Consider the following 14,336-nt stretch of genomic DNA (forward strand, 5'->3'; position numbering starts at 1 on the left):
CCCAACTTGTCAGCGATGTCAGGTAACTCTGCCGTTTCAGTTGCGTCCGATCGGCAAAACGACTGGTGAAAGCATTGTCGAGGACATGAGGTGATGTTCGCGACATGTGAGTCAGCCGGTACTAGTGGGCCTGCCGGCGATTCCAGTCCTGCGCCCGGCTGCGACGGCACCGGCCTCGGCTAGATTCCGCGGATCGGCGAACTAATCTCCGCGGATCGGCGATTTCATCTCCGCGAATCGGCGAACTCTGGGTATGTTGTCGAGGTGAATGTGCCGTCCCGTGTCGCTCGAAACCTGCGTCCCAGGGTTGAAGAGGCACTGGCCGACACACGGATTGTTGTCGTTCAGGGCGCGCGCCAGGTCGGCAAGTCCACCCTGGCAGCCGAGATCACACGCCACCGCGGCGGGCGATTAGTCACGCTCGACGATGACGTGACCCGAACGGCAGCGGCCACAGATCCTCATAGTTTCGTTCGCCAGTTCCCCGATGGACTACTCACGATCGACGAAGTGCAACGGGTCCCAGAACTGGTCCTTGCGCTCAAGGCCACCGTTGACGCCGACCAACGGTCAGGCCAGTATTTGCTCACCGGATCCGCCAATCTCTTGCAACTCCCAGCGACCGAGGACAGCCTCGCCGGCAGGGCTGAGAGCCTTGAGCTCTTCGGATTTAGCCAAGGCGAACTCGCCGGAGTTACTGAGACCTTCATCGACCGGCTGTTCGCGGGCGATCTCTTTCTTGGTCACGAAAGCGATCTGACCCGTCATGACTATCTCACCCGCGCCTGTACCGGCAGCTACCCCGAGGCTGTCAACCGACCGTCAACCAGACGCCGAAATGCATGGCTGGATAACTACGTCGACCGTATCGTCAAACGCGATGCAGCCGACGTCTCCAATCTCCAACGCATCGCCGACCTGCCGCGGCTCATCCGACTGCTGGCCGCACGCAGCGCATCCGAGCTCAACCTGAGTTCCCTGGCTGCTGACGCCGAGATCCCCGTGCGCACCCTGCCGCCCTACCTCGATCTCCTCGAGACCCTGTATCTCATCGACCGCGTACCCGCATGGTCGACCAACCTTTCGAAGCGGGTCGTTGATCGACCGAAAGCCCTGCTCCTCGACTCTGGACTGGCCGCTCGCCTCGTCAATGTCTCACCTACTGGAGCCGGGCCGAATGCCAACCCGGACGCGGCAGGGGCCATCATCGAAACTTTGGTGATCTCAGAGCTCCGGCGACAACTCGGATGGTCACAACAGACCCCTCGACTGTTCCACTACCGCGATCGAGACGGCGCCGAGGTAGACCTGATACTGGAAACCGCAGACGGCCTCATCGCCGCGATCGAGATCAAGTCGGCGGCAACCCTCCGCGGCAAGGACACCCGCTGGATCACCCGACTCCGCGACAGAGTCGGCGCACGCTTCGCCGGCGGCCTCATCCTCCACACCGGTCCGCAAGCCCAACCTTTGGGTAACCGGCTCGCAGCCGTCCCCATCGACGTCCTCTGGTCCACCCAGGGGTATGGGGGGCTGGGGCCTCGCTCACATGTGAACGTGGGTTGCCGACAGGAAACGGGTCCTGGCCGGTAGACACCCGACTTGTCAGCAACCTGGTGCTGGTCTGCCCGTATCACCATCGGCTGCACCACCGCGGCGTCATCACCATCACCGGACCCGCAGACGCGCTCACCGTCACCGACCAGGACGGCCGAGTACTGAGACCGGGATCGCTGGCGCGCCCACCCACACAACCCCCGCCCACGGCGGCACCCTGCCCGGGACCCACCGGCGAGCGGGCCGACTGGTGGTGGTACGACCCCTTCCAACCCCAACCACCACCGACAAACAACTAACCTGGTTAATCAGCGGGCCCGGGGTTTGAAACCCTGACGGTGCGCACGGTGGTGGTTTTCCCGCAGCCGTGTTCGGCGATCAGCTTGAGCGGCGTGTTCATGGAGGCACGGGGAGTAACGGGCCAACCCGGCGTCAGCCGCTATATCCTTGAGCTTCGGAGGTGACCAACGTGGCGGACGACACGGGTACGGCGGTGCAGCCGCCCACCGAGCCGCTGCAGGTCGCCGAGGTTCCGGCGATGCCCGAGCCCTCGACGAGTCTCAAGACGTCGAGTAGCGCCTCGCGCCGGGTCCGCGCCCGGCTGGCGCGACGAATGACCGCCCAGCGCAGCGCGATCAGCCCGGTGCTCGAACCGCTGGTCGCGGTGCACCGGGAGATCTACCCGAAAGCCGACCTATCGTTGTTGCAGCGCGCCTACGAGGTGGCCGAGAGCCGGCACGCCAGCCAGCTGCGCCATTCGGGCGACCCGTACATCACCCACCCGCTGGCAGTGGCCAACATCCTCGCCGAGTTGGGCATGGACACCACCACGCTGGTGGCGGCCCTGTTGCACGACACCGTCGAAGACACCGGCTACAGCCTGGAGGCACTGTCCGCGGACTTCGGTGACGAGGTCGGTCATCTGGTCGACGGGGTGACCAAGCTGGACCGGGTGGTGCTGGGCAGCGCCGCGGAGGGCGAGACGATCCGCAAGATGATCACCGCGATGGCACGCGATCCGCGGGTGCTGGTGATCAAGGTGGCCGACCGGCTGCACAATATGCGGACCATGCGCTTCCTGCCCCCGGAAAAGCAGGCCCGCAAGGCCCGTGAAACGTTGGAAGTCATTGCCCCGCTGGCACATCGGCTCGGGATGGCGACGGTCAAGTGGGAGTTGGAGGACCTGTCCTTCGCCATCCTGCATCCCAAGAAGTACGAGGAGATCGTGCGACTGGTCGCCGGCCGGGCGCCGTCGCGGGACACCTACCTGGCCAAGGTCCGCGCCGAGATCATCGCCACGCTCAACCGGTCGAAGATCAACGCGATGGTCGAGGGACGGCCCAAGCACTACTGGTCGATCTATCAGAAGATGATCGTCAAGGGCCGCGACTTCGACGACATCCACGACTTGGTCGGCGTCCGCATTCTGTGCGATGAGGTCCGGGACTGCTATGCCGCTGTCGGCGTGGTGCATTCGCTGTGGCAGCCGATGGCGGGACGGTTCAAGGACTACATCGCCCAACCCCGCTACAGCGTGTACCAGTCGCTGCACACCACCGTCGTCGGACCCGAGGGCAAGCCGCTGGAGATTCAGATCCGCACCCGCGACATGCACCGGACCGCGGAATACGGTATCGCCGCGCACTGGCGCTACAAGGAAACCAAGGGCCGCAACGGGGTTCCGCATTCCAACGCCGCCGCCGAAATCGACGACATGGCCTGGATGCGCCAACTGCTCGACTGGCAGCGGGAAGCCGCCGACCCCGGCGAGTTCCTCGAATCGCTACGTTACGACCTTGCGGTGCAGGAGATCTTCGTCTTCACCCCGAAGGGTGATGTGATCACGCTGCCCACCGGATCCACCCCGGTGGACTTCGCCTACGCCGTGCACACCGAAGTCGGGCACCGCTGCATCGGTGCCCGCGTCAACGGCCGGCTGGTCGCGCTGGAACGCAAGCTGGACAACGGGGAAGTGGTCGAGGTTTTCACCTCGAAAGCGGCGACCGCCGGGCCGTCGCGCGACTGGCAGCAGTTCGTCGTCTCGCCACGGGCCAAGGCCAAGATCCGGCAGTGGTTCGCCAAAGAGCGACGTGAAGAAGCAATCGAAACCGGCAAAGAAGCGATCACCCGCGAGGTTCGCCGCGGCGGACTTCCGTTGCAGCGCTTGGTCAACGGCGGATCCATGGCGGCGGTGGCCAATGAACTGCACTACGCCGACGTGTCGGCGCTCTACACCGCGGTGGGCGAGGGCCACATCTCGGCCAAGCATGTGGTGCAACGACTGCTGGTCGAACTCGGCGGCATAGACCAGGCCGAAGAAGATCTCGCCGACCGTTCCACCCTCACGACGATCCCGCGCCGCCCGCGCAGCGACGACGTCGGCGTCGCGGTGCCCGGCGCGCCGGGTGTGCTGAGCAAGCTGGCCAAGTGCTGCACCCCGGTGCCCGGCGATGAGATCCTCGGATTCGTCACCCGCGGTGGGGGAGTCAGCGTGCACCGCACCGACTGCACCAATGCGACGTCGTTGCAGCAGCAGTCCGAGCGCATCATCGAGGTGCACTGGGCGCCGTCACCGTCATCGGTGTTCCTGGTGGCCATTCAGGTCGAAGCGCTCGACCGGCACCGACTGCTCTCGGACGTCACCCGCGTGCTGGCCGACGAGCGGGTCAACATCCTGTCGGCCTCGGTGACCACCTCCGCCGGTGATCGAGTGGCGATCAGCCGATTCACTTTCGAGATGGGCGACCCCAAGCACCTGGGTCATCTGCTCGACGTGGTCCGCAACGTCGAAGGTGTGTACGACGTCTACCGGATCACGTCGGCGGCCTGACGGGTGACCTCGCCGGACTCGGCTGGCATCCGGCGCGTAGCCCATGCCTATGTCGAGAGGTCAGTCCCGACGCGCTGAGGTGATGGTGACTTCGTTGACGGGCTTGCCGTCGTCACCACCGCCCGCGACGCCGCCCGACGCGATCTTGTCGATCACCGCCAGCCCGGCTTCGCTGACCGTGCCAAAGATCGTATAAGTGGGCGGCAACAGCGAATCGCGGTAGACCATGAAGAACTGGCTGCCGTTGGTACCCGGTCCAGCATTGGCCATTGCCAGTGTGCCCCTGGGATATACGACGGGCACCTTTAGTGCCGGTTCGCCGGGCGGATATTGAACTGTCGGGAATTCGTTGACGAATTGGTAGCCGGGTCCACCGGTTCCGTCGCCGTTGGGGTCTCCGCACTGCAACACCGACAACGCGCGGGCCGTGGTCAGCCGGTGGCATTCGGTGTTGTCGAAGTAGCCCTGCTGAGCAAGGTTCACGAAACTGCTGACTGTGCAGGGCGATTCGTTGTTGGCGAGCTGCAGAGGGATCCGGCCGCGATCGGTGACGATCGTCAGCCCGATCTGCGCCGGGACCGTCGAAGCCTTGCCCGACGGCGGCGGGGCTGCCTGTTTGCCGGTCGGCCCGGCGGTCCGCGGGTACTGGCAATTAGCCCCCACGGCGGGCGACGGGAAGAACGGCGGCAGCTTGGGCCCGGTCACCGGCGCGACCGGCGGCAATGTGGAGGTGGGGGCTGCCGCAGTGCTCGCCGAGGCGGCGGCACCGGTCGCACCGGACTTGTGGTGGGTACATGATGCCTGCGTCACGGCGACGGCGACGATGCCCAGGGCGGCTGCAGTGCGGGTGAGTTTCATCGTCATCAGTCCAACTGCACCGATTTGATGATGACCTCGTCAGCCGGCGGCCCGTCTTCGCCGCCACCGGCGATGCCACCCTTGGCGATCTTGTCCAGGGTGGCCAGCCCGTCCTGCTGGATCTTGCCGAAAACGGTGTAGGCGGGCGGCAACGGCGTGTCTTTGTACACCATGAAGAACTGGCTGCCGTTGGTGTTCGGCCCGCTGTTGGCCATCGCCAACGTGCCCCGCGGGTATGTCACCGGCTCGTGGGCCGCCGGGTCGCCCGCCTGGTATTGGTCGACCGGATATTCGTCGGCAAACTTGTAGCCCGGGCCGCCGGTGCCATTGGCGCTTGGGTCACCGCACTGCAAAATCGACAAGGTGAGACGGTGGCACTTGGTGCCGTCGAAGAACTTTTGCTGCGCAAGACTCGCGAAACTGTTTACGGTGCAGGGTGATTCGTTGTTTGCCAGCAGCAGTCCGATGGGCCCCTGGTTGGTGACCATGCTGACGCTGACCTGTGCCGGATCGGTGGGCACCTTGCCGCTCCGGGGCGGCTTCGCCGGTTTGGCCGGCTCGCCCGGCGCGGGCGGGTACTGGCAGTTGGCGCCGATGCTGTCGTTAGGCTTGAAGGCCGGCAACGACGGGCCCGCTGCGTTGGGCGCAGAGCCGGACGAGGTCTGGGAGCCGGCCGCCGCCTTCTGGTCGTCGTGATTGGTCAGCACGACGGTCGCCACGATGGCGGCCACCACGACCACTGCCGCTACCGATCCTCCGACGATAGCCAGGGTTCGACGACGACGGGCTTGCTGGGCGCGGCGTTCGAGTTGCCGCTCCAATTTGCGCTTGGCTGACGCTCTTCGTTGTTCGTTGCTCGGCACCGCTGGTCCCTCCATGATCGCGGCTGGGTCTGCGACGAGTGTGCCAGTTCACCCTCGATCAGGGTGGCGCGACCCGTCCGCTATCGCCTGGATGGGAAACTGGACGACGTGTTGATCACCGGATTTCCCGCCGGGTTGCTGCAGTGCAATTGCTACGTGCTGGCGCCGCACCCCGGAGCCGACGCCGTCGTTGTCGACCCAGGCCAGCGTGCCATGGGTCAGCTACGGCGAATTCTGGACGAGAATCGGCTGACCCCGGCGGCGGTGCTGCTCACCCACGGCCATATCGACCACATCTGGTCTGCTCAGAAGGTGTCCGACACATTCGGCTGCCCGACCTACATCCATCCCGAAGACCGGTTCATGCTGACCGACCCGATCAAGGACTTCGGACCCAAGATCGGTCAACTTCTGCTCGCCGCGATCTTCCGGGAGCCCAAGCAGGTGATCGAACTGGAACGCGACGGTGACAAAATCGATCTGGCCGGGATCAGCGTCACCGTCGACCACACGCCCGGCCACACCCGCGGATCGGTGGTATTCCGTGTTGCCGGCGAGAAAGATCTGGTTTTCACCGGCGACACGCTGTTCCAGCGATCGGTGGGCCGCACCGACCTGTTCGGTGGCAGCGGGCGTGATCTGCTGCGCTCGATCGTCGACAAGCTGCTGGTGCTCGACGACAAGACGGTGGTGCTGCCCGGGCACGGCAACTCCACCACCATTGGCGACGAGCGGCGGTACAACCCCTTCATCGAAGGGCTGAGCCGGTGAGCCAATTCACTGCGCCCAAGGGCGTTCCGGATTACGTCCCGCCGGACTCGACGCGGTTCGTCGCGGTCCGATCGGCGCTACTGGACGCGGCCCGTCGGGCCGGGTATAGCGATATCGAGCTGCCGATCTTCGAGGACACCGCGTTGTTCGCCCGCGGGGTGGGGGAGTCCACCGACGTGGTCTCGAAGGAGATGTACACCTTCGCCGACCGCGGCGACCGCTCGGTGACGCTGCGGCCGGAAGGCACCGCCGGGGTGGTGCGCGCGGTGATCGAGCACGGTCTGGATCGCGGCGCGCTGCCGGTCAAGCTGTGTTATGCGGGCCAGTTCTTCCGTTACGAGCGGCCCCAGGCGGGCCGCTACCGTCAGTTGCAGCAGGTCGGTGTCGAGGCCATCGGCGTCGACGACCCCGCGCTGGACGCCGAGGTGATCGCCGTCGCCGACGCGGGTTTCCGCTCCCTCGGTCTTGATGGATTCCGGTTGGAAATCACCTCGCTGGGTGATGACACCTGCCGACCGCAATATCGGGAGTTGTTGCAGGACTTTCTCTTTCACCTCGATCTTGATGAGGAAACCCGCAAGCGCGCCGAGATCAATCCGCTGCGGGTGCTTGATGACAAGCGTCCCGAGGTCAAGGCGATGACGGCGGACGCCCCGGTGATGCTGGACCATCTGTCCGATGCGGCCAAGCGGCACTTCGAGACCGTGCTGGCGCATCTCGACGGGCTGGGCGTGCCGTACGTCATCAATCCGAGGATGGTTCGCGGGCTTGACTACTACACCAAGACCACCTTCGAATTCGTGCACTCTGGATTGGGTGCTCAGTCGGGTATCGGTGGTGGCGGGCGTTACGACGGGTTGATGCGCCAGCTCGGCGGACAGGACCTGTCCGGCATCGGGTTCGGGCTCGGGGTCGACCGGGCGTTGTTGGCATTGCGGGCCGAAGGTAAGGAGATCGGACCGACCGCGCGCTGCGACGTGTTCGGGGCACCGTTGGGCGAGCAGGCCAAGCTTCGACTTGCGATGCTGGCTGGCCAACTGCGTGCGGCGGGCGTCCGGGTGGACCTTGCCTACGGCGATCGCGGCCTCAAGGGGGCAATGCGCGCGGCCGACCGGTCCGGTGCGCGGTTGGCGCTGGTTGCCGGCGACCGCGACATCGAGGCCGGCACCATTGGTGTCAAGGATCTCTCGACGGGTGATCAGATCGATGTGGCGACTGATTCCGTTGTCGCCGAGGTGCTTTCACGGCTCACCTGATCACGCCGCGCGAGTCGCCGCGAGGCCGAGTGAGCGTGAACTGTTCGACCACGCTGATGGCCCCGTAGGGTCCGTTGACCGCGTAGTGGGTGGCCTTGATCGAGGTGTTGCCGCCCGGTGATCCGGGGTCGACGTCGAAAGCGACGAAGCCGTAGGGGTTTTGGCTGTCGCGAAACGCCGACCACGGCGCTTCCTCGATCACGTAAATCGGGACTTTGCGCCCGATGGCGTCCCGGGAGTCGCTGAGACCAGTCACCACACGGCATCGCGGCTGCGGGAAGAACAGACCATTCGACGGTGCGGATGTTCCGCCGCCGCCGATGACCAGGTGCACGGTTCCTTTCGACGTGTCGATCACGTCGCCGTGGTCTTGTACCGGAATCGGCGTTCGGGTCTCGGTGTCTTGAGCCCCGCGAAGTGGGTGGGAGCGTTCGTAATGATGCTCGTGGCCGCACACCACCAGATCGACTTGGTAGCGGTCGAACAGTGGCAGCCAGTCCTGGCGGATACCCAGGTCGGCGCCGTTGGTGTGATCGGCCGTGGACACCGCGGTCTGGTGCATGCAGACGATCACCCAGTCGACGCGTGTGTCGGCTCGCGCGTTCGCGAGTTCGTTTTCCAGCCAACGCTTTTGCGCACCACCAGAATAGCCGCGGACGTAAGAATTACCGCCGTCCTGAAAACAGATGTCGTCGTTGTTGAGGCTGATGATCCGCACCGAGCCGGCGGTAAACGAGTACCACAGCCCGCGCAACTCGGGGTCCGAAGCCGTGTCGGGCAGGGTGAAGTAGGTCTGGTACGCCGCGTAACCGATCGGGCCATTGCCCCGTTCGTTCTCATGGTTGCCGGCGGCCGGCATCCATGGCCGATACCGCGCGGAGCGGGTGTTGTTGTCGAACCAGTCCGACCAGGTGCGAATCCGGTCATTGGCCAGGTTCGCGTAGCACAGGTCGCCGTTGACCAGGTTGAACAGCGGGCCGATGCGCTCGATCGCGGTGGTGATGTCCCCGGCCGCCGGGGATCCCAAGTTGTCGCTGCGGTAGCTGTCATTCTTCAGTCGGCCCAGTGTCGGCGTCGCCTGGTCGCCAAAGCTGGTGAAGCGCAATGGACTCCGCCCCGACGGCGCGGTGCGCACGGTTCCCAGCTCGGGGTCGGTACCGTCGTGCACCGCGGCATACACGTAGTCGGTATCGGGTGCGAGATTGTCGAGTTTTGCGTGGTGCACCCGGACTTCGGTGCTGGATTTCGCGTCCCGGTAGGTCCGGGTCTCGGCGGGCACGGTGCGGCCGAAGCCCCCGGTCGACGTGCCCGCCATGACGCGGGGGTTGCTCACCGGATCGGTGGTGTGCCATGACACGACGACTTCGCTGGCAGCGTCCCGGCCGAATTGCAGATGCAGGCCGCCCACCGGCTGGGCCCCGCTCCGGCTGGGACGGCTCCACAGACTGGGCCCGCGCCGGGCCGGTCCGAACAGTGCGCCGGCGCCGGCGCCGAGCCCGGCGCCGATGAGTGTCGTCGTCGCGCCGGTCGTCAGCAGGGTTCGGCGGCTGATGCCCGGCGCCGGCCTGGCGACTTCGCCCGGTTGCGGATCTTCGACCATGCCTCTTTCATACCTGCCACGGCGCCGAAGGCCGGTGAACGCTGGCCGGACCGCAGCGGGACCGTGACCTCGTAGTCGGCGGCTGCCGCTCGCTGTCGTCCAATTCCCTGCCGAACGTGGCACGTCGTACCTCGCGTTGTCGAGGCGTCCGGTCGGAGCACAGCAGCTCGCGCGTCGACGGAGCACAACATCCGGCCCCGCGGTCCGCCACCGCAGCGGCGGTCGGCGGCGCGTGTATGCCGTCAAAACCGATCCGATTAAGTATTTTCTCAGTTTCGTGATGAGTGCGAGATTCCGATCATGATGTCTATCGGCGCGGCCAATAACTGCGCGATCAGCTCGCAATAATCGACGTCCGCACAATGGTCGACGAGCTTTCCCCTGACGCGGCGTGTCGCGGGCGCCCGGCGGTCGTTCGCCGGCTCCGCCGCCAGCCGAGTGGAGGCGTGATCCCAGCTGGCCGGGGTGGGCCGGTCGTGTTGTCTGGCCGAGTCCGACGACCGCGGCTCACGTCGACCGATTGGCGGGGCGGGTGCGGGCCAACTGCTCTGACATCAACGCATTTACGGCAAGTATGACGCTGTCGCCGGTTAGCTGATGCGGGGCGGTGTTCTTTGCCGCTGGCGCCCGAATCGGTGATCTGCGCCTGGCGTGCTGGTCCACGCACGTCTGCGGCGAGTGTGCGTGGGCCCGGCTACTGACGCACGCCCGACAGCCGGTCTGGGCGAGGGTTGTTTTCGTGCGCTCCCCGCCGTCCCTGGGAGCTTCCTGTATGAGCGGCCCAAAAATATCGTTGTCGGTGCAATATCTCTTTGGTTTTTCTCAGCACAGGACGCTGTTTTGTGATTTAAGCTTTTGTATCTGTCAGACCTGAAACATGTCTTCTTCGCGATTGGCTAATTGTATGAGCACATCCGGCGGCGGCTTGGGGTTTGACTCCTGTCTGAAGGGGGATCGGTGTCGTTCGTAACTACGCAGCCGGAGGATCTGTCCGGTGCTGCGAGCAGTCTTGCCGGTCTCGGCGATGCGATGGCAACGCGAAACGCTACGGCGGCGACGCCAACTACCGGTCTGGCTCCCGCTGCTTCGGATATTGTCTCTCTCATGACCGCAGCGCAGTTCGGTAAGCACGGTGCCGCGTATCAGCAGATTGCCGCCCAAGCGGCGGCAGTGCATGAGCAAGTAGTATCCGCGTTGCGTTCCGGGGCGGGGGCGTACGCGCTGACCGAAGCGGCGAATGCGGCTGCTGCCGGCTAAGGGGGGCCTGGGTCGATGAGTTTCATGATGTTCCCGCCGGAGATCAACTCCGGCTTGATGTATAGCGGTGCGGGCTCTGGGCCGCTGATGGCGGCGGCTTCGGCATGGGACGAGTTGGCGGCCGATCTCGAGGCGACCGCCACCTCGTATCAGTCGGTGCTTGCGGAACTGACCGGTGCGACGTGGTTGGGCCCCACGTCGGCGCGGATGGCAGCGGCGACGGCGCCCTACGTGGACTGGCTGGCGGCTACCGCGGGCCAGGCCGCGCAGACCTCAGCTCAGGCCCGGTTTGCCGCTGCGGCCTACGAGGGCGCGTTCACCGCCACGGTGCCACCGGCGGTGATCGCCGCCAACCGTGCGCTGCTGGCGGCGCTGGTCGCCACCAACTTCCTGGGGCAGAACACCCCGGCGATCGCGGCCACCGAGGCGCACTACATGGAGATGTGGTTCCAGGACGGCCTGACGATGGATGGCTACGCGACGGCCTCCCAGCAGGCTGTCGTGTTGCCCCAGCAGACCCCGGCGCCTTCGGCCAGCGACGGTGGGTTGTCGTCGGATCTGGCCGCGGCCGTGCAGTCCATCGAGAATTCCATCAGCAGCACGGTGAACAACTTGACCACTGCGTTGCAGGGGCTGTTGAGCGGCAACGGCACGACGGGCACCTATGTCAACAGCCTGACGTCGGCGCTGACGTCGGCTGCGACCAACTTGACTGGCGCGACGTCGACCGCTCACTCCGCCGCCGCCACCACGGCGGGCGCCGGCACGGCGGGCGCCGTGACCAATGCGGCCACTAGCGCGTACGGCGCGATTGTTCCGGTGCAGGTCACCTACTACGGTGCCATGCTCGCCAGCATGCCCGCGAGAATGCTGATCAGCCTAAGCAATTCGATGAGCGCCAGCCAGGCGCTGCAGGCGGGTCAGCAGGCCTTGCTCGCCGACGTCCAGACGCTCGTCGATGGCAAGATGAAAGCTGTGCTGGCCAGCATTTCCGGCCAGATGCGCGGATTCGGATCGCAGATTTCCGCTCAACTGGCCGGGGCTGGACGCCTCAGCGGCCTGTCGGTGCCGAACGGATGGGCCCAGTCGGCTCCGGAGATGGTGCGTGCCGCACCCGTGTTGCCGGCCAACAGCGTTGCGTCGCCGGTAGCGTCCGCGGGCATGCCGACCAGTCCCTACACCCAAGCACTCATGGGTGCCCTGAACGGGCGCGGCATGGGCACTCAGGCCGCCAAGACGGCGTCCGTGAAAGTTGAGACTCGCACGCCGGCTGGCGGATGAGAACCGGGGGGATGCCTTTGCGCAAGGATGCGTTAACCCATGCACTAACCCAAGACATGACAGCGAGCTGAGGAGAGAAATATGCCTACCCGTTTTATGACCGACCCGCACGAGATGCGTTCTATGGCGGGCCGTTTTGACACCCACGCCCAGACCGTGGAAGACGAGGCCCGCAAGATGTGGGCATCGAGCCAGAACATTGCCGGTGCGGGCTGGAGCGGTACCGCTCAGATGACCTCCCACGACACCATGGGGCAGATGAACACCGCGTTCCGCAACATCGTGAACATGCTGCACGGGGTGCGTGACGGGTTGATCCGTGACGCCAACAACTACGAGGCGCAAGAGCAGGCCTCCCAGCAGATCCTGTCCAGCTAGCCTTATCAAGGAGAACACTCATGTCGATCAGCTACCAGTTCGGTGATGTCGATTCCCACGGCGCGCTGATTCGCGCCCAAGCTGCTTCATTGGAGGCCGAACACCAGGCCATCGTGCGCGATGTGCTGGCTGCCGGTGACTTCTGGGGTGGCTCGGGTTCGGTGGCCTGCCAGGAGTTCATCACCCAGTTGGGCCGCAACTTCCAGGTCATCTACGAGCAGGCCAACAGCCACGGCCAGAAGGTGCAGTCGGCCGGCAACAACATGTCGTCGACCGACTCCGCCGTCGGGTCGAGCTGGGCCTGACGCTTTACCCTTCGCGGGTCAAAACACACCGGGCATGGCGATGCCCGGTGTGTTTTCTTTCGGTGGCATATCTTCTTGCGCCACCAGGTTCTCATCACCCCGCGCGGCGCCGAACTCGCGTTCGCGGGAATCAGCCAAGGACATCGTCACCGCCGGGATGGCAACGCCAACGGCGGGTGGTCGATCTGTTCGCGCTGTGCTGAGAGCAATCGGTTGAGTGGGCCCCGGGCCGGTGCCTACTCGGCGACCGCTGCGCAACCCCCGAGAACTATTAGCGACGCGAAATTCGCCGCGTTGGCCAGGTGGTTGTCGGTCGGGGTGTAGGTCGGCAGTGCGGTGACAAACGCGCGACGGTACTGGGCCGACAGGTTGGCCAGGTCCTGCCAGACGGCGTTATCGCTTTGCCGGCCAAGCTGTTCCAGTTTGCCGGCGAACGAGTTCATCACCGGTCCCGCTGCGTAGTTGACCGCCTTCTGCTCTTTGTTCCAGTAGATCGACGGAATGTTGGGATCCAATTGCTGCCACTGGGCAGTTTGTTGACCGAAGCGAGCCACCGCCGATCTCCATTCCGGGCAGACATTGTTTTCCGCGGTGAGGAATGGCTGCGGGTTGGCCAGGTTGCCCACCGGGGCAATGTCGGACGGCGGCGGGGACGCCGACACCATTGGGCCCCGTGCCGCGGCCGAACCGTCGCGGATGGCGGCGCAGATCGAGTCCAGCGTCGAGGAGGCGCTGTTCGCCGCGCCGGCCAGGTTGTTGTCTGCGGGCACATATCTCTGAATCCGCTCGGAGTAGGCGCGCGCGTACGCGATGAACTGCTGATAGAGCTCGCGCATGACGCGATGCGGCGTCAGCTTGACCAGTCCGACGGTTTGCGCTGCGGCACCGCGCATCGACTGCGCGGCCGCGATGAACTGTGCACGCTGCTTCGGGTTCCACGCCGACGCCGGAATCGACCGGTCGCGGTCATTCCACAATCCCTGGCCGCTGTTGGCCAATTCGTTGTTGATCGACGCCCACGCCGTACACGTGGGATCGTCGGTGATCACCGTCACCGGCCCGGTGTCCTTCGCGCTGGCCACGGCCGCGGTCTCCTGAGCCTGCCCGTTGTCGGACTCGCCGTTCGGCCCCCCGGAACCCCCGCCGAATAGCAATACGGCTGCGACGATCGTTGCCAGAACGGCAACGGCGGCCACCCCACCCATGGCCCATTTAAGATTTTTGTTGTCTTTTGGGTCGTCAGTATCAGACGTCACGATGCTCCAGCTTAAATGACAACCCGCTCACCGCAGCCGTATTGCTGATGAGCCGCAGCCGTGACCGCAGTTTGTTTGCGCAGCGCACGGGGTTGACATCGGATCGAACAAAAGTTCGAATAAA

General features: G+C 65.1%; 13 protein-coding genes and 1 pseudogene. 9 read left to right on the forward strand and 5 right to left on the reverse strand.

Annotation, left to right across the window (positions count from 1 at the left end):
* Positions 1–264: 264 nt before the first annotated feature.
* The 3 genes and pseudogenes from ABDV69_RS06255 to ABDV69_RS06265 all read left to right on the forward strand — a co-directional run bounded on the left by ABDV69_RS06255 (position 265) and on the right by ABDV69_RS06265 (position 4,387).
* Positions 265–1,593: an ATP-binding protein gene (locus ABDV69_RS06255; RefSeq protein WP_343572635.1), complete on the forward strand. Its 1,329-nt coding sequence runs from the start codon at positions 265–267 to the stop codon at positions 1,591–1,593.
* 11 nt (positions 1,594–1,604) lie between these two features.
* Positions 1,605–1,856 (forward strand): annotated as a pseudogene (locus ABDV69_RS06260) (hypothetical protein); the annotation flags it as partial.
* 170 nt (positions 1,857–2,026) lie between these two features.
* Positions 2,027–4,387, forward strand: coding sequence for a RelA/SpoT family protein (locus ABDV69_RS06265; RefSeq protein WP_343572637.1), 2,361 nt, complete (start codon positions 2,027–2,029; stop codon positions 4,385–4,387).
* A 60-nt stretch (positions 4,388–4,447) separates the two neighbouring features.
* On the opposite strand, the gene ABDV69_RS06270 is transcribed toward ABDV69_RS06265, so the two are convergent.
* Both ABDV69_RS06270 and ABDV69_RS06275 read right to left on the reverse strand, forming a co-directional pair.
* The gene (locus tag ABDV69_RS06270) at positions 4,448–5,251 is read right to left on the reverse strand and encodes a peptidylprolyl isomerase (RefSeq protein WP_343572639.1); all 804 of its coding nucleotides are present in this window, start codon (positions 5,249–5,251) and stop codon (positions 4,448–4,450) included.
* On the reverse strand, positions 5,251–6,108 hold the full coding sequence (locus ABDV69_RS06275; protein WP_343572640.1) for a peptidylprolyl isomerase: 858 nt from the start codon (positions 6,106–6,108) through the stop codon (positions 5,251–5,253). The genes ABDV69_RS06270 and ABDV69_RS06275 overlap by 1 nt, the downstream gene beginning before the upstream one ends.
* 108 nt (positions 6,109–6,216) lie before the next feature.
* On the opposite strand from ABDV69_RS06275, the gene ABDV69_RS06280 reads away from it, so the two are divergent.
* A complete protein-coding gene (locus ABDV69_RS06280; protein WP_343572721.1) occupies positions 6,217–6,879 on the forward strand; it encodes an MBL fold metallo-hydrolase in 663 nt (220 codons plus the stop codon).
* Positions 6,876–8,135, forward strand: coding sequence for a histidine--tRNA ligase (hisS, locus tag ABDV69_RS06285; RefSeq protein WP_343572642.1), 1,260 nt, complete (start codon positions 6,876–6,878; stop codon positions 8,133–8,135). The genes ABDV69_RS06280 and hisS overlap by 4 nt, the downstream gene beginning before the upstream one ends.
* Here the strand turns inward: hisS and ABDV69_RS06290 are convergent.
* Positions 8,128–9,735 (reverse strand): metallophosphoesterase family protein, encoded by a 1,608-nt coding sequence (locus ABDV69_RS06290; RefSeq protein ID WP_343572644.1) that lies wholly within the window; start codon positions 9,733–9,735, stop codon positions 8,128–8,130. The two genes, hisS and ABDV69_RS06290, sit on opposite strands and share 8 nt — an antisense overlap.
* A gap of 957 nt (positions 9,736–10,692) precedes the next feature.
* Between ABDV69_RS06290 and ABDV69_RS06295 the strand changes: the two genes are divergently transcribed.
* The 4 genes from ABDV69_RS06295 (at position 10,693) to ABDV69_RS06310 (ending at position 12,956) form a co-directional block, all read left to right on the forward strand.
* Positions 10,693–10,992, forward strand: coding sequence for a PE family protein (locus ABDV69_RS06295; protein ID WP_343572646.1), 300 nt, complete (start codon positions 10,693–10,695; stop codon positions 10,990–10,992).
* 15 nt (positions 10,993–11,007) lie between these two features.
* Entirely contained in the window at positions 11,008–12,273 is a 1,266-nt protein-coding gene (locus ABDV69_RS06300) for a PPE family protein (protein ID WP_343572648.1), read from the forward strand.
* An 81-nt stretch (positions 12,274–12,354) separates the two neighbouring features.
* Positions 12,355–12,651 carry a WXG100 family type VII secretion target gene (locus tag ABDV69_RS06305; protein ID WP_343571997.1) on the forward strand — a complete coding sequence of 99 codons (297 nt, stop codon included), beginning with the start codon at positions 12,355–12,357 and terminating at the stop codon, positions 12,649–12,651.
* Positions 12,652–12,671: 20 nt separating this feature from the next.
* Entirely contained in the window at positions 12,672–12,956 is a 285-nt protein-coding gene (locus ABDV69_RS06310; RefSeq protein WP_343571996.1) for a WXG100 family type VII secretion target, read from the forward strand.
* A gap of 18 nt (positions 12,957–12,974) precedes the next feature.
* Here the strand turns inward: ABDV69_RS06310 and ABDV69_RS06315 are convergent, their stop codons facing one another.
* The gene (locus ABDV69_RS06315; protein ID WP_343572650.1) at positions 12,975–13,106 is read right to left on the reverse strand and encodes a hypothetical protein; all 132 of its coding nucleotides are present in this window, start codon (positions 13,104–13,106) and stop codon (positions 12,975–12,977) included.
* 86 nt (positions 13,107–13,192) lie between these two features.
* Positions 13,193–14,212 (reverse strand): hypothetical protein, encoded by a 1,020-nt coding sequence (locus ABDV69_RS06320; RefSeq protein ID WP_343572651.1) that lies wholly within the window; start codon positions 14,210–14,212, stop codon positions 13,193–13,195.
* Positions 14,213–14,336 lie beyond the last annotated feature (124 nt).

The sequence above is a fragment of the Mycobacterium sp. genome, assembly GCF_039583785.1.
Taxonomy (GTDB): domain Bacteria; phylum Actinomycetota; class Actinomycetes; order Mycobacteriales; family Mycobacteriaceae; genus Mycobacterium.